The sequence below is a fragment of the Candidatus Hydrogenedentota bacterium genome (genome assembly GCA_035450225.1).
Lineage (GTDB): Bacteria > Hydrogenedentota > Hydrogenedentia > Hydrogenedentales > SLHB01 > DSVR01.
On record DAOTMJ010000016.1, the window covers coordinates 37,251 to 62,371 of the forward strand.

Consider the following 25,121-nt stretch of genomic DNA (forward strand, 5'->3'; position numbering starts at 1 on the left):
TAATTTTGGGAATCTTTCCATGCCCATCTTGTCCGCAGGTTCAGGCGGCCGTGTTTTTCCCCGCTTTTATTCGGATTCCGGATCTGAACTATGCGCAAGGACTTTTTGCGGCGCATCCGTCAGCCAGTGATAGTGGCAGCGCAACAGACGCCCCGACTGGGCATCGCGAAGATGCAGTCCGTTTCCTTCGCACCACGGAAACACATCGCATTCGGCGCATGTTCCGGTCCGCGTCCATGATCGGTTGCGCATGACCTGAAACCGGTCTTCCCAGCAGTCCAGAAAACGATCCCGGTAGATATTGCCCTGAACGTAATCGTCGCGGAGGCTCGGACACGCCGAGATGGATCCATCGGCCAGCACGGACCCGATATTGATGCCGGCGCGGCACCAGAACAGACCGTTGCGCACCCGCCCCTCGTATGATCCCAGAAAGCCCTCGCAGCCATAACTGGCTAAAATGCGTCCGGCCTTTCGCGCGGCTTCGATATAATCGAGCAGGGAACGGAATTGTCCTGGCGACAGGTCGAAGGCCGCGTCACCCCGCGCGCGACCTTTCGGGAAAATCGTGAACAGGCGCCACCGCTTCACCCCCAGCCCGATCAACAGCGCCTCCACATCCCCAAGCGAATCGAAATTACGCTGGTTCACGCAAGTGACCACATCAAACGCAAGGCCGGGCACGGCGGCCGCCCGCCGAATGGCCTCCACGGCGCGCGCAAAGGAATCCGGCCGCCCCCGCAGCCAGTTGTGCGCGTGCTCCAATCCGTCGAGGCTGATCGTCAGGCTGCCCAGTCCGCTTTCGATCAGACGTTGAAAACGGTCCTCATTCAGCCCGTAGCCGTTCGACACCATACCCCATGGAAATCCGCGTTCACGGAACGCACGGCCCGCCGTTTCAAGATCCGGCCGCAACAACGGTTCGCCGCCCGTAAGGACGACGGCTATTTTCGCGGGATTGTGCCGGGCGCGGATATCGTCGAGCACCCGCAGAAAATCGCCGAGCGGCATGTCGGACGCCGCGGCCTCGCGGGTACAATCGCTTCCACAATGAAGACAATTCAGGTTGCACCGGAGGGTGCATTCCCAAAACAGGTAGGTCAATTCATGCAAAGCGGCCTGTGCGTGCCGGTATCGCCGGAACGTGCGCAACGCCAGACGTGTCCGCCATGGGATGCGCCGATCACTCATGCCCACGTTCGTCTATGGGCGCATCATGCGCCTTGTCCCACGAACCGGTACAGCAATAATACGGCCATGGCGCGCCGTACATTGCAATTACGCCGTATTCCGGCTCAAGCGTGTCGCCCGTCGCCCCCCCGCCGATGCTCATCAGCCACAATACAAGGAGAAGGACAAGACTGTACCCCTTCAAGGCGAAACGTCCGGCCATTATCATCAACGTCTTCATAACGCGATCCTCCTCGCTTTCACGAGCCTGCCGCCATCGTAATCGTTTCGGTTTCACTCGTCAATGATTGCCTTTGGTCATTTTACAATCATGTCTTGCAGGCATTACAGGTTACCACGCGCGGAACATAAAAAAAGGAAAACGGACGGCTCGATTTTTCCTGTCAAACCGTCCGTTTTGCTTGAAAATGCGCCTACCGCTCGCTGCCTTATTGAACGCCGCGATTACAACGCCGCTGAGAGGGCCGTCAAGGCATTGGCCACTTGCTCGTTGCAAATATCGTTGCCTTTCTGGTCATAGCGCACAAACGCCACGTGTCCGTCGAGATACAAGACATTGGAACCGCCCGGTATGTGGTTGAACATGCTCGTGGAGGTAGCGATATGGTCGAACATGATGGGCAGGGCGCTTTGGGCCTGGGCCGTTGCCGCCGGATTGTTGATATCCGTGACAAGGAAACGTTCGACGCCTTCACGCAGGCGGTAGATGGTCGTGCCGCCGCCATTGCCCAGTCCTTCGGCTACTTTGATATCGCCGTCAATGTACTGGGCCACTTTTGCGCCGTCCTTGTTGAGCACGGCGGCAACGAGTTCAGGCTGGAAGAGGGCATTCAATCCGGCCACCAATTGATCCAGTCCATTGCCGGGGGGCGCTGTTGAAACACTCCCTTGGCCGATACTGTTCATGAACGTGACGATCAGGGTCATGTCGGATCCGGGTTCCTTGTACCCCACTTGGTCGAAAACCCAGCCGATGTATGTGTAACTGCCGTCAATGGCGCTCGAACATTTATCCGGCGATCGGGCCATGCCGAAACAGATGTTGCCGTCGTCGCCGATGATGTTCTTCATCAGGGTACCGTAGTTAGAATCCGACGGGCAGAACGTGATCTTCGGATCTGTCAGATATTCCGGATACATTGCGAAGGAATTCGGCCCCAGATCGAAATACATGGTGTCTATGACCCTGTCCGGATAACTGGGAAAGATCCCTGCCTGCACTGTCGGAAACTTGTTGGCGCCCGACTCGTTGGCGTACATCTTGTAGATGATGCCCCACTGTTTCAGATTATTCTGACAGCTCGACCGGCGGGCCGATTCGCGCGCGCGCGCAAGGGCCGGCAGCAGAATGGCCGCCAGAATACCGATGATGGCAATGACCACCAGCAACTCGATAAGTGTAAATCCTTTTCTGTTCATGAGGTATTACTCCTTTGCTGTTTTGCACGACTCCAGTTGAAATCACTACGATCTTGACTAGCCTATACCTCCGTGTTCGAGTTGGTAACATCCGGGTTGTAAAGCCAGTTGAAATCACTACGATCTTGACTAGCCTATACCACGCCCGTATGTAATTGTCAAGAAAAAATTGATTGGACCAATATGCCTTGGAGGGACGGCTGTTTTGTTCTTCAGTTTGAAAACAGCCCCTTTTGTCCGTCCATTTCCCTTGGGGGGGTATTCAAGGATCCGTCTTATTGCGCCCAATTCCCTCAAATGCCATGTCCCTTGGACGGTGCAAGGCGCCGATTACAAGAGCGGAAGGCATGACTGCCCGTTATTGCCGATAGAATGCATGGCCCTTCGTGGGACAGGCAGTCGAGCCTGTCGGCCATAATGACGGACTGGACTGTCTGCCCCATGTTTTTCGGCAGACTGGACAGTCCGGCCCGCGTATTGCTAGCATGGTGGCGGGTTGGTTTGTTTTTCGTGCGGAAAGGAACGGTTGACATGAAACGGAAATACGTGTTGGGGTTGGATTATGGCACGGAATCGGGGCGGGCCTTGCTGGTCGCGGTGGATACGGGGGAAGAGGTAGCGACGGCGGTCGAGCCGTATCCGGACGGCGTGATTGACGTGGCGCTGCCGGGATCGGGCCAGCGGCTCGAACCGGACTGGGCGTTGCAGAATCCGCGCGATTATCTTCACGTCCTCGAAACGACGATCCCCAAGGTCCTAAAAGAATCGGGCGTGAGCGGCGAGGACGTGATCGGCATCGGGACAGACTTCACGGCCTGCACGATGCTTCCGACGGACAAGGCCGGCACGCCGCTGTGCATGAAACCGGAGTTTGCGGACCATCCGCACGCGTGGGTGAAACTGTGGAAACACCACGCAGCGCAGCCGGAGGCGGATCTGATCAATGAAACAGCGCGTGCGCGCGGCGAGGATTTCCTCGCGCGGTACGGCGGCAAAATTTCGAGCGAGTGGTTCTTTCCGAAGGCGCTGCAAATCCTGAACGAAGCGCCGGAAATTTATGAGGCCGCGGACCGCTTGATGGAAGCGGGCGACTGGATCGTGCTGCAACTTTGCGGCGAGGAAAAGCGCAACTCGTGCGCGGCGGGCTACAAGGCGATCTGGGATGAAGGCTATCCGTCGAAGGATTTTTTCAAGGCGCTGCATCCACGGTTCGAGAATGTCGTCGCGGAGAAAATGAGCGAGGACATCTATCCGGCAGGGGTGCGCGCGGGTGGATTGCTGCCTGAAATTGCAGCGAAGACGGGCCTCAAACCGGGCACGGCCGTGGCGACGGGCGGCGTGGACGCGCATGTCGCGGTTCCGGCGGCGACGGTCACGACGGCGGGCAAGATGGTCATGATCATGGGCACGAGCGTGTGCCACATGGTCAACGGCACGGCGAAGAAAGTCGTGGACGGCCAGTGCGGCGTGGTCAAGGAAGGCATCCTGCCGGGCTTCTACGGTTTCGAGGCGGGCCAGACGGCCGTGGGCGACATCTTCGCGTGGTTTGTCGAGAATTGTGTTCCGGCATCCATCGAAGCCGAGGCGAAGAAGGCCGGCACGAACGTCCATGGTTATCTGAGCGAACAGGCGGCGGCGCTGAAAGTCGGCGAATCGGGCTTGCTGTGCCTTGATTGGTGGAACGGCAACCGATCGATCCTCGTGGATGCGGACCTGACCGGTCTGATGATGGGGATGACGCTGACCACGACGCCCGCCGAGATGTACCGGGCGCTCCTCGAAAGCACCGCGTTCGGCACGTACAAAATCATCAAGCAGTTCGAGGAAAGCGGCGTGCCCATCGAGGAACTGTACGCGTGCGGCGGGCTGCCGGAACGCAATCCGCTGCTCATGCAAATCTTCTCGGACGTGACGAACCGGGTCATCAAGATTGCGGCAAGTCCGCAGACGGTGGCGCTGGGCGCGGCGATGTGGGGCGCGGTCGCGGCAGGCAAGGCCGCGGGCGGCCACGAGAACATCGAGGCCGCGGCCGCGAAGATGGCCGGCGTGCGCGACACGGTCTACACGCCCAATGCCGGGAACCATGCAATGTACATGAAACTGTTCGCGGAGTACGAACGCCTGCACGACCTGTTTGGACGCGGCGGCGACCGCGCCATGAAGAACCTGAAAGCCATCAAAGCCGCTGTGCGCGGCGGAGGAGCCTGATCATGCGTGCCGAATCGCTCGAATTCCTGAAACGGCTGGTAACGACCGCGAGTCCGTCCGGCTTTGAAGAAAAGGTGCAGGAGGTCTGCAAGGCCTATGTCGAACCGTACGTGGACAAGGTCTACAAGGACGTCCACGGCAATCAGTACGCCGTGCGCAATCCCGATGCCGCGTTGCGCGTGATGCTCGCGGGACATGTTGACGAGATCGGCCTCATGGTCAACAACATTGACGACAAGGGGTTCATCGCGTTCGTGCCGATCGGCGGGATCGATCCGGCAGTGCTCGCAGGACAGCGCGTGACGATTCACGGGGCGAAGGGACCGGTGCAGGGCGTCATCGGGCGCACCGCGATTCACATGATGGACCAGGAAGACCGCGGCAAGGCGCTCAAGATGCACCAAATGTGGGTGGACATCGGCGCAAAGAACAAGAAGGACGCCGAAAAACTTGTCGCGATCGGCGATCCCATCACGACCGATGCCGGATTCGTCGCGTTGCAGGACGACAAGGTCGTGGCGCGCGGGTTCGACGACCGCATCGGCGCGTTCGTGATCATCGAGGCGATGCGGCTGCTCGAAAAGCGCAAGATTGACTGCGCCGTGTACTGCGTGACCACGGTCGCCGAGGAGATCGGCCTGCGTGGGGCGATTACGAGCAGTTATGGCTGCCATCCGCATGCGGGCATCGCCGTGGACGTCGGCCACGCGACGGATTACCCGAGCGCGGACGTCAAGCGTTACGGTGAGGGGAAGATCCACAGCGGGCCCATCATCGCCCGGGGGCCCAATATCAACCCGATCGTTTATCGGCAACTCATCGCAGTGGCCAAAAGCAAGAAGATTCCGTACCAAGTGGCCGCCGAACCGCGAGGAACCGGCACCGACGCCAACGCGATCCAACTCAGCCGGGGCGGCGTCGCGGCGGGACTGGTGAGCATCCCGAACCGGTATATGCACTCGCCTGTCGAACTGATCTCGCTTCGCGACGCCGAAAACGCCGCCAAACTCATGGCCGAATGGATTGCGAGCCTCAAAAGCACCGTGAGTTTTATTCCATAGGCCGCGCGTTTATTTGTAGCGGCCCAGCCAGTCGTTGAGGCGTATACGGAAAAGGTCGCGGAACATGCGCGGCGAATCCGAAAAGATGCTGACGCGGCTTCGTGCGGAATTTCGCCATCGAATGGGGACCTGTTCAACGCGCAGGCCGTGGCGCCGTGCAATAAACAGCAATTCGGTGTCGAAACTGAACCCGTCGAGCCGCTGGCGCGGGAAAACGATTCCGGCAGCGCGCTGGGTGAATCCCTTGAATCCGCATTGGGTGTCCACATAACCGCCGACAACAAGGGCCTTGACGAACAGGTTGAAGATGCGTCCCATGGTTTCACGTAGCAAATGCTGCCGGACTTCGACATTGGATTTGGGCATCGAACGCGATCCGATAACGATGTCGGCGCCGGCATCGAAACAGGGCCAGAATTTTTCCAATTCTTGGATGGGTGTCGATCCGTCGGCATCGGAAAAGACGCGGTAATCGCCGTCGGCAAACTGCATGCCCACTTTCACGGCATGCCCCTTTCCGCAATTGGGGTGGTAACTGATTAGTTTCACGCCGGGAAACGAGTGGCGGACAACCTGCGCGGTACTGTCGAGGCTGCCGTCGTCCACGACGATGATTTCCGACGCAAACGGCTGCCGGGCAAGGTACGTCTCGGCATCGTGCAAAGTCGGGCCGATGCGCTTTGCCTCATTGTAGGCGGGAATTATAAGCGACAGCCGGACCGCCACGATGACCTCACTGCGTTGTTATAAAATACCGGATTCCTTGAGCGATTTGGCGAACGCCTTTCGTTCCGCGGCGCCGAGTTCGCGCTGGGGCGGGCGCACCGCGCCCGGGTCGAATCCGCGCAAACGAAGTCCTTCCTTGTAATACGCTACATAGGAGCCGTAATGAAAGAATCCGCACGCATCCGACAATTTGATTTGCGCGTTCCATGCTTTCTTGAGGTTGCCGGCCCGCACGTTGTCGAATACGGCCAAGAACAACTCCGGCACGACGTTCGCCGTGCTGGAGACGCACCCCTTGGCGCCGGCCAGCAGCGCCTGGTAGGAGTATTCGTCCACGCCGTTGATCACCGTGAAGCCGCGCGGCGCGTGCGCCAGGATCTGCGTCAACGCCGACATGTTCCCGCTGCTGTCTTTCATGCCCACGATGTTTTCATGCCGGTTGGCCAGTTCCACGACCAGTTTCGGCGTGAGCACATTTCGTGCGCAGCCGGGAATGTTGTAGAGCAGGATCGGCTTGCCGTGGGCGGCCTTGGCCACCGCGCCGAAATGAGCCGACAGCGAAACGTTGTCATAGCCGTAGAACCCCGGCGTCACCACGCCGGCCGCGTCCGCGCCCGCCTCGAACGCATGACACGTCAGTTCGATGGTCGAGGTCGTGTCGAAACAACCGGTGTGCGCGACGACCTTGATGCGGCCGCGCACCGCTTTCACCACCTCCGCAATCAGCCGCTTGCGCTCGTCGAGCGTCATCAACAGCCCTTCGCCCGTCGTGCCGCAGGGAAACACGCCGTGCACGCCTTGGCCGGCCAGCCGGACCGCCAGCGCGCACGCCTTATCGTAATCCACCCGTTCGCCCCGGCTTGTAAAGGGGGTAAGCATGGCGGGGATGACGCCTTCGAGCCGGAATTTCATGATCGTTTCCTTCCAATGGGGCACGCGCTCACGCCTTCGTGCCGTATCGTTTCAGGCGCTGCCGGACCGATTCGGCATATTCCGCGTCCGGATACCGGTCCAGATAGGCCTCCAATACACGAACCGCTTCTTCGGGACGGTTCAATTGCCGATTGTACAGTTCGCAAAGCCGGTTTGCCACCTGCAGACACCGCTCGGCCGAATCGAGATAATTCGCGGCCCGCTCGAACCATCCCGCCGCTTCCGCTGTTCGATTCAGACGCAGGCAGCACTCCGCGATGCGCAGCAACACCGCCGGTTCGCGGGGGAACATTCGCGCAATGATCAGATACTCCTGCAACGCACCCTCGAAATCGCCCGCCCGTTCGAGCGCCTCCGCCGGACCGTAGCCGGGCTCGTGCGTCTTCGATCGCTCGGACGGCATGACCATGTCCACGATAATCTGCGAGGACAGCGAGATCAGCATCGGACCGTACAACGCCATGGCCGACACCAGCAGCCCAAGCACCGCAAAGAAAAAATAGCCCGGACTGTCCCGCATGAAACGGTGGAGGAGATAGGTCTCAAGGGCTACGAAAAGGACCAGCCCTATCAAGGTAACGGCTTCGATCCGGCGCGGAATGTCCTCATGAAAACGATAGCGGCGCCGCAGCGCATAGACACCCCATGCCAGATACGGGACAAACGCCGCGCCGGTCAGCAGTTTGCCGCCCAACTCGAGCGCATACAAATCCGACACGAGCGCAGTGACCTCCTCCATCTTTCATGACCGCAAACGACCGAGACACATACTAACCCGTTCGCGCTCCCATGTCCAACTCGCGAACGGATGCGAACAGGGAAGACCCATCTAAGAGCGTGTACGGAAAGTCCCTTGGGCACGGAACGTAGGACAGGATGTCCAGCCTGTCATCCTGGTACTGGAAAATTTACAAGGATCGACAGACTGGACAGTCTGTCCCACGCCCTTTCCGTACTCGCTCTAATTGTGCGGAAGAGCGTGATATCCGATGGTAGAGACCTCCGCCGTGTCTCCTCCCCCCCTCGTGCTCTCGTGCTCTCGTGATCTTGCTCGTACTCGTACTCGTTATCGAGAGAGAGTATGGGGAAAAGACAGTTTGTCCCCTTAGGCAAACGGTTTTGTTCGATTATGATGACGCTTGCAAGTACGAGCAAGAGCAAGAGCAAGAGCAAGAGCAAGAGCAAGAGCAAGAGCAAGAGGAAGAGTGATTGCTGTCCAAAAGAATCTTGACGCAAAGCAAAAAGGCGGGCGCCGGATATTGGCGGTGCTTCGTCAATCCGGTTCTTTTCATTGCGTCTTATTTTGATCGCCGGCAATTGCGTACAATAGCGTTGGTTGCCAGGAAACGCCGGAGGTGCTTGCCATGAGAATTGTCGTATTCGCATGTTTGTGCATGTCGGCCGCAAGTGCGGTTTGCGGAATCGAGATGACCGCCGGCACGGCGAAGGCCGTCATTACGCCGAGGGACGATGTGCCGCGCGTCCTTGTCACCGGTAAGAAGCATGTTGCCGTGGACCACGATCTGTACGCCCGCGCGCTGGTGTTGAACGACGGCACGGCGCGCATGGTCGTCGTGACGTACGATTTGAATTGTCTCGACGTGGCCACGCCCATCCTGCGGGTCCGGTGCCGGGATGAACTCGGTATTCCGCCGGAACGTCTCATTCTTCTCGCCACGCACAATCACGAGGCGCCCATTCAGATCGTGCCGGACAATTTCGCGTACGGCCGCTGGCTCGCGGACCGGATCTTCGATCTCGTCCAGAAAGCCATCGAGAACGAACAAGGCCCCGTAAGGCTCTTTTTCGGTTCCGGCGAGGGCGATTTTGTCATCCGCATGGGCGCGGAAGTGATTGACAAGGAAATCCAGGTCCTGAAAGTGGTCAAGGGCGACGCGCCCGTCGCGGTTCTTTTCAACCATCCCGCGCATCCGATTCAGGCCACGGAGGATCATATCGGCGTCGGCCATTGCGGGTACGCACTCGACGAACTCGAGGCGCGCCTGCCGGGATGCTTGCCCTTGTATGCCGACGCATGCGGGGGCAACCAGTTCGCCGTCATGCCGTTTGGCCACGGTATTCCGCGCGTCCAGCGGCTCGGCAGGGCATTGGCCGACGCCGCCATGTCCGTTCTGAACGGTCCCATGCAGGATGTCACCGGTTCGATTCGTTCGGAAATGGCGGTGATCCCGCTGCCGCTCGCGCCGCCCATGCCGCGCGAGGAGGCCGAGCGCCTGGCCGCCGTCATGGGCGCGCCGCTCGACATCGGTCTCGTGCCCTACCCCCAACGGCACCGCCATACCAACTGGCTGCGCGAATTGCTGCGAAGATACAGGGAAGGGCTGCCGTTTCCCGTGAAAACCACCGACATGGTTTGCACCGACGACGCTTTCCTTGTGGACCGGTTGCCGGAAGCCCGCGAATTCCCCTGCCGCTACGAGGAAACCATCGTGGCGACGATCGGCCCTCTCGTTTTCGTGGCCATGCAGGGCGAAGTCTGCGCGCCTATCGGTCTCCGGGTGAAAAATGAATTTCGAAACGATCGCCCGATCATGGTTTTCGCCTACATGGGCGAGCATAACCTCTACATTCCCACGCGATCGCTTGTCGAGGCGAACATCTACCAGGGCCAGGTCATCCAGATTCAATACGCCTGCCCCGTGCGGTGGGCGCCCGAAGTCGAACAGGAAATGGGTGATGCCGTCATCCGAATGATCCGTACCGCGATTTCCCGGTAAATCGCCCGAGGAGGAAAACCGGTCATGGGAATCTTCGGCAAGGGCAGGCGATGGCCCATCGCCGGATTATGCGTCCTGATTGCGGCCACGGCCGTGTCCGCCGGCTATTTTGCGTATATGCGGCCGTCGCCGGCATACCGGAACGCGCCGCAGGTACGGGATATTGCCGACGTGGAGAGCCGTCTCGCCGCGGCGGCGGCCTCGGGCCGCGTCGTCGTTCGCGAATTGGGAACCGTGACTTACGACGGCTTTGCCGCGCCGTTTTGGCTGGTCGTTCGCGAACCGGGGGAGGCCGTCAAGCGGCGTTGTTTTTTGCTGGGCACGATTCACGGCAACGAACCGGCGGGCGTCGAATGCCTGCTGCGTTTTATCGAACGGCTCGCCGCCGATGAACGCCTGTATCCGGATACCGCCTTCGATATCATCCCCCTCGCCAATCCGTGGGGATGGGCGCACAACCGGCGAAGAAATGGCGATGGATTCGACCTGAACCGCGACTTTTCATCGTGCCGGGGACAGGAAACGCGGTTCGTCCGCGACGTTCTTGACGGCAAGCGCCATGACCTTGCGCTGGATTTTCACGAAGACGGCGGCGCGACGGGATTTTACCTCTATCAATACGCGGAAAAAGACACGGCCGCCGTCCGCGCATTGCTGGAAACGCTGCGCGCCGGCGGCACGCCCATCGATCGGGACGCGTCCATGGCGATCCTCAAAGTGCGCGACGGCCTTATCCGCGCGCCGATGTGGACCCTGCGGTGCGTGCAACTGGCGCGGAAACTGAGCATCGGAAATTATCTCCGCCTTTTCAACGCACCCCGCGTCTATACGATTGAAACCCCGTCGCGCCTGCCGCTCGAACAACGCGTGCGCATGGACCAAACGGCGCTGGACCATTTCCTGGCCACCGCGTGGTAACGGTTCGTTTCAGCCGACACCAAAAAGGTTGGATATGCGATGGCGCATGTGTTCAATGGGTATCGTCAAAGCATGAGGGCGTCTGCCCCGGTGCAGACGCAGGATACCGTTTCCTGGGCCATGGGGAGGAGCGAGTCCAGTTGCCGGAGCAGGGCCGCCTGGTCGGTGGGGAGCCGGCCGCCGATCGCGATTAGATTGGAGACGTGATTCATCCGAAAGAGGGTGTCGGCCAGCGCAAGTCCCGCGAGCATGTCCCGTGCCTCCCGGAGAATGGCCCGATCCGTCAAGGGTTGAAAACGGCCCTGCCGCGTGTCGTCCATCAGGGGCGTCGTGGGCACGATCATGGCGGTGAGGAACGACAGATACCGGGGTTGTATCTTGTTCACGATTTCGACGGAGCCGCGCACGTGGTCTTCGGACAGCGCGCGCCCGCCGGCGCCCAGAAGCACGATGACCGACAACGCAATGCCGGCGTCGCGGGCCTTGCCGGCCATTTCGACCATGTCGGCGGGCGTGGCGCCTTTGTGAATGGCTCGCAGAACGGCGAGGCTTCCGCTCTCCAATCCGAGATAGCCGAGCGAAAATCCAAGGCTTCGCAGTGTCCGCAATTCGTCCTCGGAAAGGCGCAGGATATCCCGCGCATTGACATAACAGGAAATCCGTTCCAGTTGCGGGAAGCGGGTTCCAATATGGCGGCACAGGGCCGCGAAGGTTTCAAATCCGGCGCTCAGGGCGTCGCCGTCGCAGATGAAAACGCGCCGGACGTTGGGCATGGCCCTCGCCGCCCAATCCACGTCGTCGCAGACCTCCGCGAGAGGCCGAACCCGGTATTGCTTGTCCCGGTACATCGCGCAGAACGAACACCGGTTGTGGCTGCATCCCACCGTGAGTTGAATCAGCAGGCTCCGGGCCTCGCTGGGCGGCCGGTAAATGCGCCCTTCAAATCGCATTTTCCGAACAGATCCTTCTTCAACGATCGTTTTGCTTCAGGAGTCGAACGGCAAGTTCTTCGGCCTGTTCGAGCACATCGGCGCGGTTGCGGACGTCGTCGCGTTTCGCGAGGCCGCAGCCACGCAGCAGGTGCGCTTCTTCGATGCCGATGAACGCCAGCATCGCTTGGTAGCGGGGAAAAACATCGGCAAAGATGGAATCGTCCGCGAGTCCTTGCGTTTGCACAAAGACCGCGATCTTTCCCGGCGCGAGTCGCGATCGCTTCGGGTTGGAATGAAAATCGGGGGTGAGAAAACAATAGGTGCGGTCTATGAAGAGTTTCATCTGTCCCGTGACGTCCCCGTAGTAGACGGGCGAGGCAAGGACGACGACATCCGCTTCCCGCACCGCCTGCAGCACACCGGACAGGTCGTCTTGCAGGATGCAGGTCTCCGAGGTTTTCTTGCAGGCCATGCAGGCCTGGCAGCCCCGATAGGTCAGGTCGTTCAAGATGAACGACCGTATTTCCGCCCCATGTTTCGCGGCGGTTTCAAGAAAACGCCCGGCGATGGCGGCGCTGTTCCCGTTCGATCGGGGACTTCCCAGCACGGCAACGATTTTCATGGCACTTCCTCCCCGGCGAAGATTGCTTCGCGGCTAAGACGCATGTTTTTCATATCCTACTTCCTGTACAAATACCACACGGCCTTGTCGTGTGTCCATTTGTGCAAGCCCGGTGAACGGGCAGGAAACGCGTTTCACCGGTTCACCCGTTCTCCCGTTTTTGGGCGAGCCTTTTGGCATAGTCCGAATTCATGAAACGCGGCGAGGGCGTGATGCCCACCCGGCCAAGGTCGAGCCGGTCCGCATCCCAGCAGGCGCCGATGGTGGGATCGTCGTTGAACCGTTCATCCGTGTGCCAGGTGCAGGCATAGACAAGCGTGTCAAAGGCCGGGGCCGGCAAGTCGAACAATTCGCCTTTCAGCAAACGCGCCAGTTCCGCTCCGCGCCTCCCATGGCCCGGGTCGGTATGTTGATTGACGCGCCCGGCGTCATGAAACCATGCAAAAAGCCGCACAACCATGCGATCGGCGCCCGTATGTTCCGCTATGTCCAGTCCGAAGCGTTCGACGCGCCGCCAGTGTTCGGGGCCATGGATCGAGTCTTCGGCCCCGTGATAATGCCGGAGCACCCGTTGCATCAACGCTTCCCAATCGCACCAAGATTCATCGGACATCGAAAGATCCTTTTCATCATGAACCGGATTCATGCCGGTGATTTCGTTTACAGAACAACACGCAGAACAACGGTGGATTTGAACGAATCCCGCGATTCCCGATACCATACCACAGTCAGAGAAATACGGCATAACCGGCGGCGTTCGTGCTTGCCATCATACTCGTTTCGAGCATCCGGGAGATTGACCCTGGAAGCGCGCCACGGGCGGCCCACTCTACTCATGGAACCCGGCGGTTACGCGCTCGAGTTCTCGACGACGAACGTCATTGCGAGCACGGACACGAACTATCATCACGGAGATGTTTTTCATGCATCCATTCAGGACCCACACATGCGGGGCGTTGCGCGCGGCGGATGCCGGGCAGGAAGTCCGACTGTCGGGCTGGGTACATCGCAAGCGCGATCACGGAGGCGTCATCTTCATAGATTTGCGCGATCATTACGGCATAACACAGATCGTGGTGAATCCGGACCGGCCGTTCTTCTCCGCGGCGGAGCAGGTGCGATTCGAGAGCGTCTTGACCGTGACCGGCAAGGTGGTCATGCGCACGCCCGACACGGTCAATCCGAACATCGGCACGGGCGAGATCGAACTGGTCGCCGAGGCGCTCGTGGTCGAATCGGGTTGCGACACGCTGCCGTTTCCGGTCAATCAAGATCTCGAATGCCCGGAAGACACGCGGTTGCAATACCGCTTTCTCGACTTGCGCCGCGAACACATGCACCGCAACATCATGCTGCGTTCGCGGACGGCCCATCTCGTTCGCGAGCATTTGACCTCGCGCGGATTCACGGAATTCCACACGCCGATCCTGACCAGTTCGTCGCCGGAAGGCGCGCGCGACTACCTCGTGCCGAGCCGCCTGTATCCGGGCCAGTTCTATGCCTTGCCGCAGGCGCCGCAGCAGTTCAAGCAGTTGCTCATGATTTCGGGGTTCGACCGGTATTTCCAGATCGCGCCGTGTTTCCGCGACGAGGATTCGCGCGCGGACCGGAGTCCGGGCGAGTTTTACCAGATTGATATCGAGATGTCGTTCATCACGCAGGACGATCTTTTCGCGGAACTGGAACTGCTCATGTGTCGCGTGTTCAAGGAACTCGGCACGAAGCGGATCCAGTCGGAAACGTTCCCGCGGATTCCCTACCGGACGGCCATGGAAAAATACGGCATGGACAAGCCCGATCTGCGGTTTGGCCTTGAAATGATTGACGTCACGGGCATCTTTGCCGAATCGGACCTCAAGGTATTCGCTTCATCGGCCCGCAACCCGAAGGGGGCGGTGAAAGCGATTCTGGCGCCGGGCGCAGCGGCACAGCCGCGCAAATTCTTCGACGACGCCGAGGCGTTCGCAAAGGCGGAAGGCGCGAAAGGCCTTGCATGGATCGCGTTGCGCGAGGGCGACCTGAAAGGGCCGATCGTCAAATTTTTCAGGGAGGACGAAAAAAAGGCGCTGCTCGAAGCGACCGGGGCGAAGGAGGGCGATGCGTTGTTCTTCGGCGCGGGCGACCGGGCCGCGACAAACGCCATCATGGGCAAGGTGCGTGTATATCTCGGCAATGCGCTCGGTCTGATTGATCCGAACCTTGCCGCCTTTTGCTGGATCGTGGATTTCCCGATGTTCGAGTACAACGAGGAAGAAAAGAAGATAGACTTTTCGCACAATCCGTTCTCGATGCCGCAGGGCGGCCTCGATGCGTTGTTGAACCAAGATCCGCTCGAGGTGCTTGCGTATCAATACGACATCGTTTGCAATGGGATCGAATTGTCGTCCGGCGCGATCCGCAACCACCGCCCCGACATCATGCTCAAGGCATTCGAGATTGCCGGATACCCCGAAGAAGTCGTCACCACCAAGTTCCCGGCGCTGTGGAAAGCGTTTCATTACGGGGCGCCGCCCCACGGAGGCATTGCGCCGGGCCTGGATCGCATCGTGATGCTGCTCGCCGACGAGCCGAATATCCGCGAAGTGATCGCGTTTCCGCTGACTCAAAAAGCGCAGGATCTACTCATGGGCGCGCCGAGCGAGGTCACGCCGAAACAGTTGAATGAACTACATCTTCAAATCAAATATCCGCCAAAATCCGAAAAATAAGGGCGCGCCCTACTTTTGCAGGATACGCAGGATCAGATTGACCAGCAGGGTCAACACAATACTGGCCACAAGGCAGGAAGCGATCGGCAAATAAAGGGAAAATCGTCCGCGTTCGACGGCGATGTCGCCCGGCAGGCGGCCAAACGGAAGGCCAAACCGTCCAGCCAGCCACATTACAGCACCCGATATCACCAGCCCAAAACCGACAAGAACCATCCATTTCCCCAAACCGGCCAAGTCCATGTCATCTATCCATAGGATCCGGCGACTTGGAAAGTGACTGCCGCAGGATGTCCCAGTAGGCGCCACGGGCGCCGTCGCGGATGGCTTTCGCAAGAACCGAGTTATTGTTGTAATTGTAATTTGCCCCGAGTTGCGACGGAACGGCATGAAAAAAACGCGCATCGCCATCAACTAGGGCGGCCACCTGTTCGTGAATGTTCTCTCCAATGGCCGCATTGACGTAGAAGATTGGGCGCAACAGCTCCGGATTGTCGCGCACCGCGCCGTGCAGGTTGCGGTTGGCGTGGAGCGGCCCTTGGGCGCGTATCTGGCGCGCCAGGCCGGTGTGCGGATAGACGCGGATGCCGCAGGAAAGACCGACGCAATCGGGATCGGCCTCCCGCGCGAACGCGATGGCCTGTTTCAGGGTTTCCGGCGTCTCGCCGGGGCCGCCGAACAACATGTCGAACATGCAGGCGATGCCGGTTTCACGGCAGATCCGCGCCGCATTCCGGGCATCGTCCGGCGAATGGATGCGGCCCAGGCGGCACAACATTTCCGGAACGCCGTGATCCACGCCAAAGTTGATGCCGCGGCAGCCGGCTTTGGCCATGTGCCGCGCCAGCCGGGCATCGAACGGCACAGGCGCGGCGTAGGCGTACCAGCGGATGCGATGGCCGAGTCCCCGCTGCACGAGGGCATCGCACAGTCTGAGCAACGGTTCCGGCGGAACGTTGCATTCGCTGTCGCAAAGATGAAGCACGTCAATGCCCTGTTCCAGCAAATCCTCGATTTCAGCGATCAACGAAGACGTGCCGCGCGCGCGCGCCACGATTCCCTTCGCGAGCGTGTCCACGCAATAGAGGCAGTTCTGCGTGCAGCCGCGCCGGGTTTCGATGCCCGCCTGGCCGCCCTCGGCAAAATAGCGGGCATTGTCGGCCAGGCGTCGCGCGGGAGCGGGCATGCGTAGGATATCGCGGCGTTTGGGCGCGACTTCGCGAACGAGGCCGGAGCCGGCCCAATAGACCACGCCGGGCACGTCGTCCGGAATCCGGCCTGTGGAAAGACATTCGAGCAGTTGTGGAAACGCCCATTCGCCGTCGCCCGCGATGCCGTAATCCGCCCCGGAAAAGCGCAGGATTTCACGGGGCGCAATCGAAAATCCCACACCACCGAGAATGATCGGCTTGTCCGTCAATGTCCGAATGTGGCGGATAATTTCAACCATTTTTTCAAGGATGAAATCCTGGCTCGCGAAATAGGCGTCGTCGAGATTGCGAATGCTGACGCCGACCGCATCGGGCGACACGCCGTCCAGCGACGATTTCAGACACGCCTTCCAGTCCTGGGCGAAGGCCAGGTCGCAGAGGACCGGATCGAAGCCGTGTTCGCGTAGGTTTGCGGCGACATATTCGAGGCCGATGGGCGCTATGGGCGGCAACATGCGGTTTGGATTGACCAACAGGATACGGCGCATGAGCGGTTACTCCGCGCTTATTTCCAGCGTTACGCCAAACACTTTTTCGAAGAGCCGGCCCTTGCGGACCGCGGCGGCAATATCGCCCGGATAGGCGGCCGGCTGGACAACATGAATGCGGACAGTCGCACCGTCACAATCAACATGCAGCGCCTCGGCCGATTGCGCATGGGATCGGTCGAGGCCGTCCGCAATGCGCAACATCGCGGCCAATCGCGCGACCTTTTCCTGTTCCCGGGGCTTCAGGTCGCGGTAGACCTTGTGATCCGGATCCGGTTCGGGGCCGGTGTGATAGCGTGCGATGCAGGCAATCATCATGAGTTCGCGAATAGACAGGCCCGTCAGTTTTTGGCTGAGGATGCGGTCCCGCGAGGCCTTGTTGTGCTTTGCGACACCGGCGCCATAGCCGGTGTCGTGCATCAGCGCGGCGGCATGCAACAGGACGCGATCGCCCGGCCCCATTCCATGAAAATCGCGCAACGAATCAAACAGCGCCAGCGCGTTCCGGCAGACTTGGCTCGCATGGGCCGGATCGGGGTCATGTTCCGCCGCGAACGCTTCCGCTTCCCGAATGCATGCACCGCTCTTTCTTGTGTTCATCAATCGTCCGCTCCGGTATATAAGATAACATATTATTCGGCGGACATGCCTGACCCTGAACGATCGCGAGATTGAGGCGGAGGTTCTCCACAGGATAGACTACAGACGGCGGTTGCGATGTTTCACGTTGTCGGATTGGATCAACTGGAGAGGAAACAATGATTCGGACACTATGGACGATAACGATTGTGGCTTTATTGGCATTCGGCTGCGGCCAATCCTCGAAACCGGAAAAGACCGGCCCGGATTCGTCTAAACCGGTTTCGGCCAAGTCGGCCAAGTCGGCTCCGAAAGTGGCGTTTGTCACGAACAACGCCTCGGACTTCTGGAAAATAGCCAAGGCCGGCACAGAAAAGGCCGCGAAGGAATTTGGAACCGAAGTCGTGTTCCGTATTCCCTCGACCGGCACGGCGCAGGAACAGCAGGTCATCGTGCAGGACCTGATTACCGTCGGTGTGTCGGGCATTGCAATCAGCCCGAAGGATCCGGCAAATCAGACCGCGATGTTGAACAAGGCGGCCGCCGCGGTGAACCTCGTAACGCAGGATTCCGACGCACCCGAAAGCAATCGCATGTGCTATATCGGAACGGACAATTATCAGGCGGGTGTCGCCGCGGGTGAATTTCTCAAGAAGACGCTGCCCAATGGCGGCAAAATCATGCTGTTTGTCGGCACGCTCGACGCCCAGAACGCCGTGGACCGCAAGCGGGGCATTGAAGACGCCATCAAGGGATCCGGTATCGTTATCGTGGATACGCGAACGGATGAAACGGATCGCGTCAAGGCCAAGCGAAACACGCAGGACGCGCTCGTGACGCATCGCGATCTGGCCTGCCTGGTGGGATTGTGGAGTTACAACGGCCCCAGTATTCTCAGCGGCGTCCGCGATTCGGGCAAACTCGGACAGGTTAAAATAGTTTGTTTCGACGAGGAAGAAGAAGCGTTGCAGGGGGTCAAGGACGGTTATATCGCCGGAACGATTGTCCAGCAACCCTTTGAGTTCGGTTATCAATCCGTCAAGGTCTTGACCGCGTTGGCCAAGGGCGACAAATCTGTCATCCCTTCCAGCAAACAGATTATCATCCCCGTAAAGGTCATCACGAAAGAGAATGTTGACGCTTTCTGGTCGGAATTAAAACAGTTGACGGGAAAACGATGAGGCGGCCCCGCCGCGACGTCTCGGCCCAGCCTGAGATTTCCGGCCTAACGACATCCGCCTATGGCGCACGGGCTGCCGTAAACAAAGGTATTGGCAAGGTTTTCGGCCGCCCGCACGGAGCACGACAATTTGGTTAAATTGAGAAAAGTATTGGGTCTTGTCGTTCTATTGGCGAGTCTCATTGTGCTGACGTGCCTGTGGGAGCGGCATGCCCATGGCGCCATTCGCTTTTTAACCCCGCAGAACCTGCGCAACCTTCTGCCGTGGATAGGGCTTTTCGGCATTCTGAGCCTCGGCGAAGCGCTGGTTATCATCACGGGCGGCATAGACTTGTCCGTCGGCAGTGTCGTGGCGCTGGTGGGTATAATCTGCGCGGTATTGCTGCGCGACTTTGGCTGGCCGGTCGCGGCGGCGATTCCCGCCAGTCTGGGTGTCGCGATAGCGGTCGGCGCGTGGCATGGTCTGCTGGTTACAAAGGCCCGAATGCAACCGTTTGTCGTGACGTTATGCGGTCTTTTTTTCTATCGGGGCATTGCACGGCTCATCACCGGCGACACAACACGCGGCTTTGGCACCGCCTTCCCCAATCTGACGTGGCTGGGCAGCGGTTTCATTCCGGATGATGGTTCCAGTCTGGTTTCGGTTCCTTTTGTCATCCTGATGATGCTTGCGGTTTTGGAGGGCGCCTATCTCCATTTCAGCGCCCAAGGGCGCCATCTCTTCGCGCTGGGCGCCAACGAAGACGCCGCCCGATTCAGCGGCATCCCCATCACCCGGCTGAAGATAACAGCCTACGCTCTTTGCGGGCTTTTAAGCGGATTCGGTGGTCTGCTGATCGCGTTCAACGTCAATTCGCTCGGCCCGACGGATTTCGGCAGTTTCTACGAACTCTACGCCATTGCCGGCGCGGTCTTGGGCGGATGCAGTCTCCGCGGCGGTTCCGGCAACGTGGCCGGCGTCGTGGTCGGGGCTTCGCTCATCGTGGTATTGAAAAATCTGGTGAACATTCTGGAAATTCCGAGCCAATTGGAGTACGTTGTCATCGGCGGCGCGATATTGGCCGGTGTATTCGCCGACGAGATGTTTTCGCGACGGCAGGCCGGCATTCGGACGGCGGCCTAGGAACCTGTATGATTTACGAATATTCAGGATACCTGAAAACCATCCTCGATCGCCCCGATCCGGTCATTCGGGACAGTCTTCCCAGCATCCGTTTCACGGCCGATGACATTGCGCAATGGACACCCGTAGACGCCGAATCGGAACCCGAATGGCGTCATGTACCGTCGAATTGCCGGCGGGTGGACACCGCGCTGCGGATCGAGGGCCATTTCATGGATATCCGCCAGATTGACAATCTGGCCGCGGACGACCCGAGCATCTGGGCGCCGTTGAGCACGTTGGGCTGGAACGATCCGAGGCTGCCCATAGACGTTTCCAAGTATCCGGTTGCCGAAATCACCTATCGCTGCACATCGGCCAACGCGTTTCCCGCATGGCAGTGGACCTATCCCGGCGGCGTGTATTTCGACGGCCTCGCGCCGTCGCGGGAATGGCGGACCATTGCCCGGTGCGTCCAACACAACGGATTTCCCGAAGCGATCGAAGCGGTCATTCTTCGGCTGTATGCAACGGTCCGTGCGACGGAATCGTTCGAAGTGGAGGAAATCCGGTTCCGAGCCATGAGCGAGCAGGAAGCCCATGCGTGCCGGGAAAATGCCGCCCGCGTCGCGGCGGCCGGCCCGCCGAAGCGGTATCCCCTGCTGGACACCTTCATGCCGATCGGATGTTACATGAGCGGCGGGGCCTCCAAGCGTCTGGCGGCCATGCTCGGAATCGCTTTTCAGGAATACTGGGCGCTGGCCCTCGAAGACATGGTCAAACATCACCACAATTGCGTCGTGTTGGAGGATGTGGATCGCCTTACGGAAGACGAGTGGCGCGAACTACTCGCGCTGGCTGAACCGTTCGGCGTGAAATTCATCGTCGTGCGCCCGCTTCCCCTCGATACACCCTATATCTACCGGCGGGAATTCATTCACACCCATGTCGCGCCGCACATAAACTCGCCCAGTGTGTTTGCCTGGAATTTCTACCATGAGCCGCCCGAACGCGCGTTTGCGGAACTGCTGGACGGACGGCGTCTTGTCGAAGAGGCCGATCCCGTCCATCCGATGTCGCTATTGTTGCGATCGCCCAACCAAGTTCCGCTGGTCGCGCCCCTGCTGCCCGCCCTCGGCATTGCCAATTACGGATCGCATGAGCCTTGGCGGATGGGGGAAATGATCCGCGCACACCTGCCGCTGTGCGCCGGCCAGCAATTATGGGCCATCGCGCCGGCCTTTGTCTACGCCACCGACACGCCCGAATGGCACACGTGTCCCGAAATGCGCCTCATGATGAACCATGCCTTCGCCAACGGCGCGCGGGGATGGTTCACCTTTTCCTATCACAATGACCCGATCTGGACGCGCGGCAGCACCCAGCGAACCCTTACGGGGCCTTTTCTGGCCTTCAGCGACCTGTGGTCGGAACTGGGATTGCGGGCCGAAAACCTCGGCGCGTTGGCGCCAATCTTTCTCGGCGCCCGCCCCGACGAGAACTTGCCGTCCTGGTTCAACGCCGACAGCGTTTCCCATACAAACGCGCAATTGCCGGAAGGCGTGCCCCCCTGCCTGATCACGCGTTTTCTGGGGGACGATTTCGAGGTCTTTTGCATTGTCAGCAACGACGTGCGCGAAATGGCGAGTGTATACCTCGACATCGGTTCCGACGCCATCCGGGGGCAGATGCTCTATGATCTAAGTGATTATGTCCGTACCCGGCGGTGGGCGCCCATGGAACCCAAGCGTCACCTCGAAATGTTTCCGGCCCAAATGCATGTCATTTTGGTGGCGTCCCCCGAAGTCTGCTGGCATTGGCGCGATGTCATCGCCGCCCGCATGATTGCGAGCGACCGGCAGCAGCTTTTCTTCGACATGGTTCTTGCCCGTTCCCATGGGATTGATACAAGCGGGATCGAGGACCTGGTCTCGGGACTCACACCGGATGCAGGCTACGACGATCTCGACATCATGCGTCGCGCGCGGGACGCCATGATCAATCTGGTGTACGATTCGCCCGCCATCTACGAGGCGCGCACACAAATCATCAAAGCCAGCGCCGCGGTCTGTGCATGCGACGGCAGTCTCTGCCGTCTTCTCGCCAAGGGCAAAAGCGATCTTGCCCGCCAGTGGGGTTTCAAGGTCGTGCCGCTTGCCCGCGAATTCACAAACCTTCGCCTCGAATTGCGCCGGGGACGCGGCGCGGAAATTCTCGGACAATGCGAGGCGCTGGCCGTCCGGGCCAGCGAAGTTTTGGCCGAAATCCGCGCCTTGGCATGAAAAAAAACGGGATCACATACCCCTTTAAAATGACACATGATAAATGAACTGGCCAATGTCTGGCCGCAAAGCGGCCTATTCGCCTTTTCCGGCGTTGACGGGGAAACTCGCCACGCCGAACCGTTTGTGGCCGCCGGACTTGCCGATACGCTGGGATGGTATTTTTACCTGACCCCCCGGGTTACGGCGAGATTGACGGTAAACGGATCGCCGCTTTTGCCGCGCAAGACACCGGATGGCTATTGCCTGTCGGACTGCTGGCATTGTGCGGTGGCGGATTTTCCCGATATTCGGGTGGACGGCGCCTTCGTTGATCGGCAGACTCTGTTGCTCCGTATCGGGACGAGTGATACGGGAATGGATGTCCAGTTGCTTTTAGATCCGGCGCCACGTGAAATGGACACGGGACGGTTGATTGCGGGAAATGGTTGGTGGCTGGCTGTCCGCCAACGCCGCACGGGCCTGCATGACCAGTTTGGCCTTGCCATATCCTACGCGGACGCGGACGACGCTTTGGCGCACGCATCCGCGGCGCTGGACACCGATCTGGATTCGATTGTGCGTGACCGCCTGCGTTTTTACGAAGAGGCGGCCATTCCCGAATCGTTGTCCGATACCGCGCGGCGGGCCTTTTTCAAGGCGGTTTCCATTCAGAAAGTCAATATCGAAAGTCCCCAGATGGACATGCCATACCGATGGACCACACCGGATCGCATGCCGCACCGGCACATGTGGATGTGGGACACCGCTTTTCACGGATTGGGATTGCAGTATCTGGACGCCGAAATCGCCGACGAGGCCATGCGCGCGTTGTTCGTGAAACAGCGCCCGGACGGCAAACTGCTGTTGGCCGTCCAGCCGGGGCAGCCCAATCGCGAGGAAGAGGATACGCAACCGCCCATTGTCGCGTGGTCGTTGTGCCATCAGAACGAACGCAACGGAAGAACCGAATGCCTGCAGGAACTGTATCCCGCCGTTGTGCGGTATCTTGAATGGTTCGAACACAACCGGAAAAACGGCCATGGATTGTACGGCTGGCGCGTACGGGTGGACGCCGATCCGGTGCGGGGCGCCCGCGGCGGCGAAAGCGGGATGGACAATAGCCCCCGTTTCGACCGGATCGCCGGCATGACCGCCGTGGACCTGTCCTGTTACATGGCGTCCGAATACCGCTGCATGGGCAAATTGGCGCAGTGCCTGGGCCGGACCGAAGATGTCGCGGAATGGCGGCGGCGACATATCGAGATTGCCAGGCGCGTCAACGCGTTGTTGTGGGACGACGAAGATCAGTTTTATTACGACTTGGATGAGCAGGACGATTTTGTTCCTGTAAAGACGACGGCGGGTTTTATGCCTCTGCTGGCCGAGATTCCCGATCGCGACCGCGCGGAAGCGTTGCGGATGCACCTGACGAATCCCAAGGAATTCTGGTCGGCCGCCCCGCTCGCGAGCGTGTCGCAGGACGAACGCGATTTCTGCCAAGACATGTGGCGCGGTCCCATGTGGCCAAACGTCAACCTGCTGGTCTATTACGGGTTGATGGCGTACGGCTTTTTCCAGGAAGCGCGGGCGTTGGGCCGGGCCACGCTGCGGGAAATCTCGCATTGGTATGCGCGCACGGGTTGTTTTTACGAATATTACGATTCGACGGGAACGCTGCCCCCGCCGGAATTGCCGCGCAAGGGTGGGGTAGGCGAACAGGGCGGCGTGGGATTCGGCGTCGTGGCGGATTTGCATTGGACCGCGGCCGTGTATGTCCATCTGTCAAACGAATTGGGATAAAACTATTGAATGAAAGCACGTTTGTTGCTCGCCATCGAGGGGGGCGGAACCAAAACAAGGGTCTTGTTGGCCAAGGAAACAGGCGACATCCTTGAACGCTGGATTGGCGGGCCTGCCAGCGGCCTTTACACACGGCCTGTGGACGGCGCCAAGGCGTTCCGTGCGCTGCTCGAACCGGTTCGCAAGCGTGTGGAGGGGTTGAACGGCCGCATTGTCCGAATTGGAATGGGCGGGCCCATGGACGTTTCCCTTTTCGAGTCCGTGGCCAGGGATATGTTTGGATCCGCGCCGATTACACGCGTGGGAGAACGCCAAATCGCCCTCGCAGTATACGGACTGGGATGGGGTGTTGCGTTGATTGCGGGGACCGGCGCCAGTTGCACGGCGGTCAATGAAAGCGGCCAAGAAGCCTCCTGCGGCGGTTGCGGTCCGCAGTTCGGCGACGAAGGCAGCGGGTATTGGATCGGGCGCGAAGCGATTGCGGCGGCCATGCGCATGGCGGATGGACGCCTTGAAAAAACCGCGCTTGCCGATCGGTTGTGCGCGTTCTACAGTGTGTCGCGGATTTGGGATGTACTGAACCTCGTGGAACGGGGCAGCGGCCATGTGTCGGGTCCGCGGGTGGCGGCCTGCGTGCCGGTCGTCTTCGAGTTGGCGCGCCATGGCGAACCGACTTCAAGCAGGATATGCCGGCTTGCCGGCCGGCATCTCGCGCGCCTCGTTTGCGACACGGTATGCCGGGTATCGTGGAAAAGCGCCCGGATTCCCCTGGTTTTGGCTGGCGGCGTGTTCAACGGCAAACGTCTCATCACGGCCCCGTTCGCCGCATCGTTCCGTCAGGTCCCTGTCCCATTCACGCGTTATCCGCCGGTGTGCGAACCCGCGGAGGGTCTGGTGAATATTCTATGCAACAAACATCGTGGCGGATAGTTTCTTTGTCCGCAACTTCTGTGTGTGATGCCCAGAAGTTGCGGACAAAGAAATCATGTCCTTGATTGATGCATTGCGGCTGAGCCGCCTTAGGTTGAATGTTTTGGGACC

General features: G+C 59.7%; 22 protein-coding genes. 10 read left to right on the forward strand and 12 right to left on the reverse strand.

The genetic code is table 11. The features are described from left to right. Positions 1 to 66: 66 nt before the first annotated feature. The 3 genes from P5540_10505 to P5540_10515 form a co-directional block, all read right to left on the reverse strand. The gene (locus P5540_10505) at positions 67 to 1,191 is read right to left on the reverse strand and encodes a TIGR04133 family radical SAM/SPASM protein (GenBank protein ID HRT65245.1); all 1,125 of its coding nucleotides are present in this window, start codon (positions 1,189 to 1,191) and stop codon (positions 67 to 69) included. After that, positions 1,184 to 1,411 (reverse strand): hypothetical protein, encoded by a 228-nt coding sequence (locus tag P5540_10510; protein HRT65246.1) that lies wholly within the window; start codon positions 1,409 to 1,411, stop codon positions 1,184 to 1,186. The genes P5540_10505 and P5540_10510 overlap by 8 nt, the downstream gene beginning before the upstream one ends. 224 nt (positions 1,412 to 1,635) lie before the next feature. Then, positions 1,636 to 2,610: a prepilin-type N-terminal cleavage/methylation domain-containing protein gene (locus P5540_10515; GenBank protein ID HRT65247.1), complete on the reverse strand. Its 975-nt coding sequence runs from the start codon at positions 2,608 to 2,610 to the stop codon at positions 1,636 to 1,638. A gap of 531 nt (positions 2,611 to 3,141) precedes the next feature. Between P5540_10515 and P5540_10520 the strand changes: the two genes are divergently transcribed. Continuing rightward, entirely contained in the window at positions 3,142 to 4,818 is a 1,677-nt protein-coding gene (locus P5540_10520) for a ribulokinase (protein HRT65248.1), read from the forward strand. 2 nt (positions 4,819 to 4,820) lie between these two features. Next, a complete protein-coding gene (locus P5540_10525; protein ID HRT65249.1) occupies positions 4,821 to 5,879 on the forward strand; it encodes a M42 family metallopeptidase in 1,059 nt (352 codons plus the stop codon). A gap of 9 nt (positions 5,880 to 5,888) precedes the next feature. On the opposite strand, the gene P5540_10530 is transcribed toward P5540_10525, so the two are convergent. From P5540_10530 to P5540_10540, 3 genes are read right to left on the reverse strand one after another with little or no spacing between them, the layout of a single operon-like run. Continuing rightward, complete coding sequence (locus tag P5540_10530; protein ID HRT65250.1) at positions 5,889 to 6,605, reverse strand: glycosyltransferase family 2 protein; 717 nt, start codon at positions 6,603 to 6,605, stop codon at positions 5,889 to 5,891. Between the two features lie 18 nt (positions 6,606 to 6,623). Beyond that, complete coding sequence (locus tag P5540_10535) at positions 6,624 to 7,517, reverse strand: dihydrodipicolinate synthase family protein (protein HRT65251.1); 894 nt, start codon at positions 7,515 to 7,517, stop codon at positions 6,624 to 6,626. A gap of 28 nt (positions 7,518 to 7,545) precedes the next feature. Then, the gene (locus P5540_10540) at positions 7,546 to 8,256 is read right to left on the reverse strand and encodes a tetratricopeptide repeat protein (GenBank protein ID HRT65252.1); all 711 of its coding nucleotides are present in this window, start codon (positions 8,254 to 8,256) and stop codon (positions 7,546 to 7,548) included. A gap of 646 nt (positions 8,257 to 8,902) precedes the next feature. Between P5540_10540 and P5540_10545 the strand changes: the two genes are divergently transcribed. Further along, positions 8,903 to 10,276, forward strand: a complete 1,374-nt coding sequence (locus P5540_10545; GenBank protein HRT65253.1) for a hypothetical protein — start codon at positions 8,903 to 8,905, stop codon at positions 10,274 to 10,276. 24 nt (positions 10,277 to 10,300) lie between these two features. Then, the gene (locus tag P5540_10550) at positions 10,301 to 11,194 is read left to right on the forward strand and encodes a DUF2817 domain-containing protein (protein ID HRT65254.1); all 894 of its coding nucleotides are present in this window, start codon (positions 10,301 to 10,303) and stop codon (positions 11,192 to 11,194) included. 65 nt (positions 11,195 to 11,259) lie between these two features. Here P5540_10550 and P5540_10555 read toward each other — a convergent pair whose 3' ends face one another. The 3 genes from P5540_10555 to P5540_10565 form a co-directional block, all read right to left on the reverse strand. Beyond that, complete coding sequence (locus P5540_10555) at positions 11,260 to 12,144, reverse strand: radical SAM protein (protein ID HRT65255.1); 885 nt, start codon at positions 12,142 to 12,144, stop codon at positions 11,260 to 11,262. A gap of 19 nt (positions 12,145 to 12,163) precedes the next feature. Beyond that, on the reverse strand, positions 12,164 to 12,748 hold the full coding sequence (locus P5540_10560) for a flavodoxin family protein (GenBank protein ID HRT65256.1): 585 nt from the start codon (positions 12,746 to 12,748) through the stop codon (positions 12,164 to 12,166). Between the two features lie 142 nt (positions 12,749 to 12,890). Then, positions 12,891 to 13,361 carry an HD domain-containing protein gene (locus tag P5540_10565; protein HRT65257.1) on the reverse strand — a complete coding sequence of 157 codons (471 nt, stop codon included), beginning with the start codon at positions 13,359 to 13,361 and terminating at the stop codon, positions 12,891 to 12,893. Between the two features lie 310 nt (positions 13,362 to 13,671). Between P5540_10565 and aspS the strand changes: the two genes are divergently transcribed. After that, positions 13,672 to 15,456: an aspartate--tRNA ligase gene (aspS, locus tag P5540_10570; GenBank protein ID HRT65258.1), complete on the forward strand. Its 1,785-nt coding sequence runs from the start codon at positions 13,672 to 13,674 to the stop codon at positions 15,454 to 15,456. 9 nt (positions 15,457 to 15,465) lie between these two features. Here aspS and P5540_10575 read toward each other — a convergent pair whose 3' ends face one another. Genes P5540_10575 through P5540_10585 form a run of 3 tightly spaced genes read right to left on the reverse strand, consistent with a single transcriptional unit; the run spans position 15,466 to position 17,755 of the window. Continuing rightward, positions 15,466 to 15,699 carry a DUF2905 domain-containing protein gene (locus P5540_10575; protein ID HRT65259.1) on the reverse strand — a complete coding sequence of 78 codons (234 nt, stop codon included), beginning with the start codon at positions 15,697 to 15,699 and terminating at the stop codon, positions 15,466 to 15,468. 1 nt (position 15,700) lies between these two features. Further along, on the reverse strand, positions 15,701 to 17,155 hold the full coding sequence (locus P5540_10580; GenBank protein ID HRT65260.1) for a radical SAM protein: 1,455 nt from the start codon (positions 17,153 to 17,155) through the stop codon (positions 15,701 to 15,703). 6 nt (positions 17,156 to 17,161) lie between these two features. After that, positions 17,162 to 17,755, reverse strand: coding sequence for an HD domain-containing protein (locus P5540_10585; GenBank protein HRT65261.1), 594 nt, complete (start codon positions 17,753 to 17,755; stop codon positions 17,162 to 17,164). A gap of 158 nt (positions 17,756 to 17,913) precedes the next feature. On the opposite strand from P5540_10585, the gene P5540_10590 reads away from it, so the two are divergent. The 5 genes from P5540_10590 to P5540_10610 all read left to right on the forward strand — a co-directional run bounded on the left by P5540_10590 (position 17,914) and on the right by P5540_10610 (position 25,010). Then, entirely contained in the window at positions 17,914 to 18,915 is a 1,002-nt protein-coding gene (locus tag P5540_10590; protein ID HRT65262.1) for a sugar-binding protein, read from the forward strand. Positions 18,916 to 19,044: 129 nt separating this feature from the next. Further along, the gene (locus tag P5540_10595; GenBank protein HRT65263.1) at positions 19,045 to 20,037 is read left to right on the forward strand and encodes an ABC transporter permease; all 993 of its coding nucleotides are present in this window, start codon (positions 19,045 to 19,047) and stop codon (positions 20,035 to 20,037) included. A gap of 8 nt (positions 20,038 to 20,045) precedes the next feature. Beyond that, positions 20,046 to 22,298 carry a hypothetical protein gene (locus tag P5540_10600; GenBank protein ID HRT65264.1) on the forward strand — a complete coding sequence of 751 codons (2,253 nt, stop codon included), beginning with the start codon at positions 20,046 to 20,048 and terminating at the stop codon, positions 22,296 to 22,298. Positions 22,299 to 22,334: 36 nt separating this feature from the next. Next, entirely contained in the window at positions 22,335 to 24,080 is a 1,746-nt protein-coding gene (locus P5540_10605) for a trehalase family glycosidase (GenBank protein HRT65265.1), read from the forward strand. Positions 24,081 to 24,089: 9 nt separating this feature from the next. After that, on the forward strand, positions 24,090 to 25,010 hold the full coding sequence (locus P5540_10610; GenBank protein ID HRT65266.1) for a BadF/BadG/BcrA/BcrD ATPase family protein: 921 nt from the start codon (positions 24,090 to 24,092) through the stop codon (positions 25,008 to 25,010). The last annotated feature ends 111 nt before the right edge of the window (positions 25,011 to 25,121 follow it).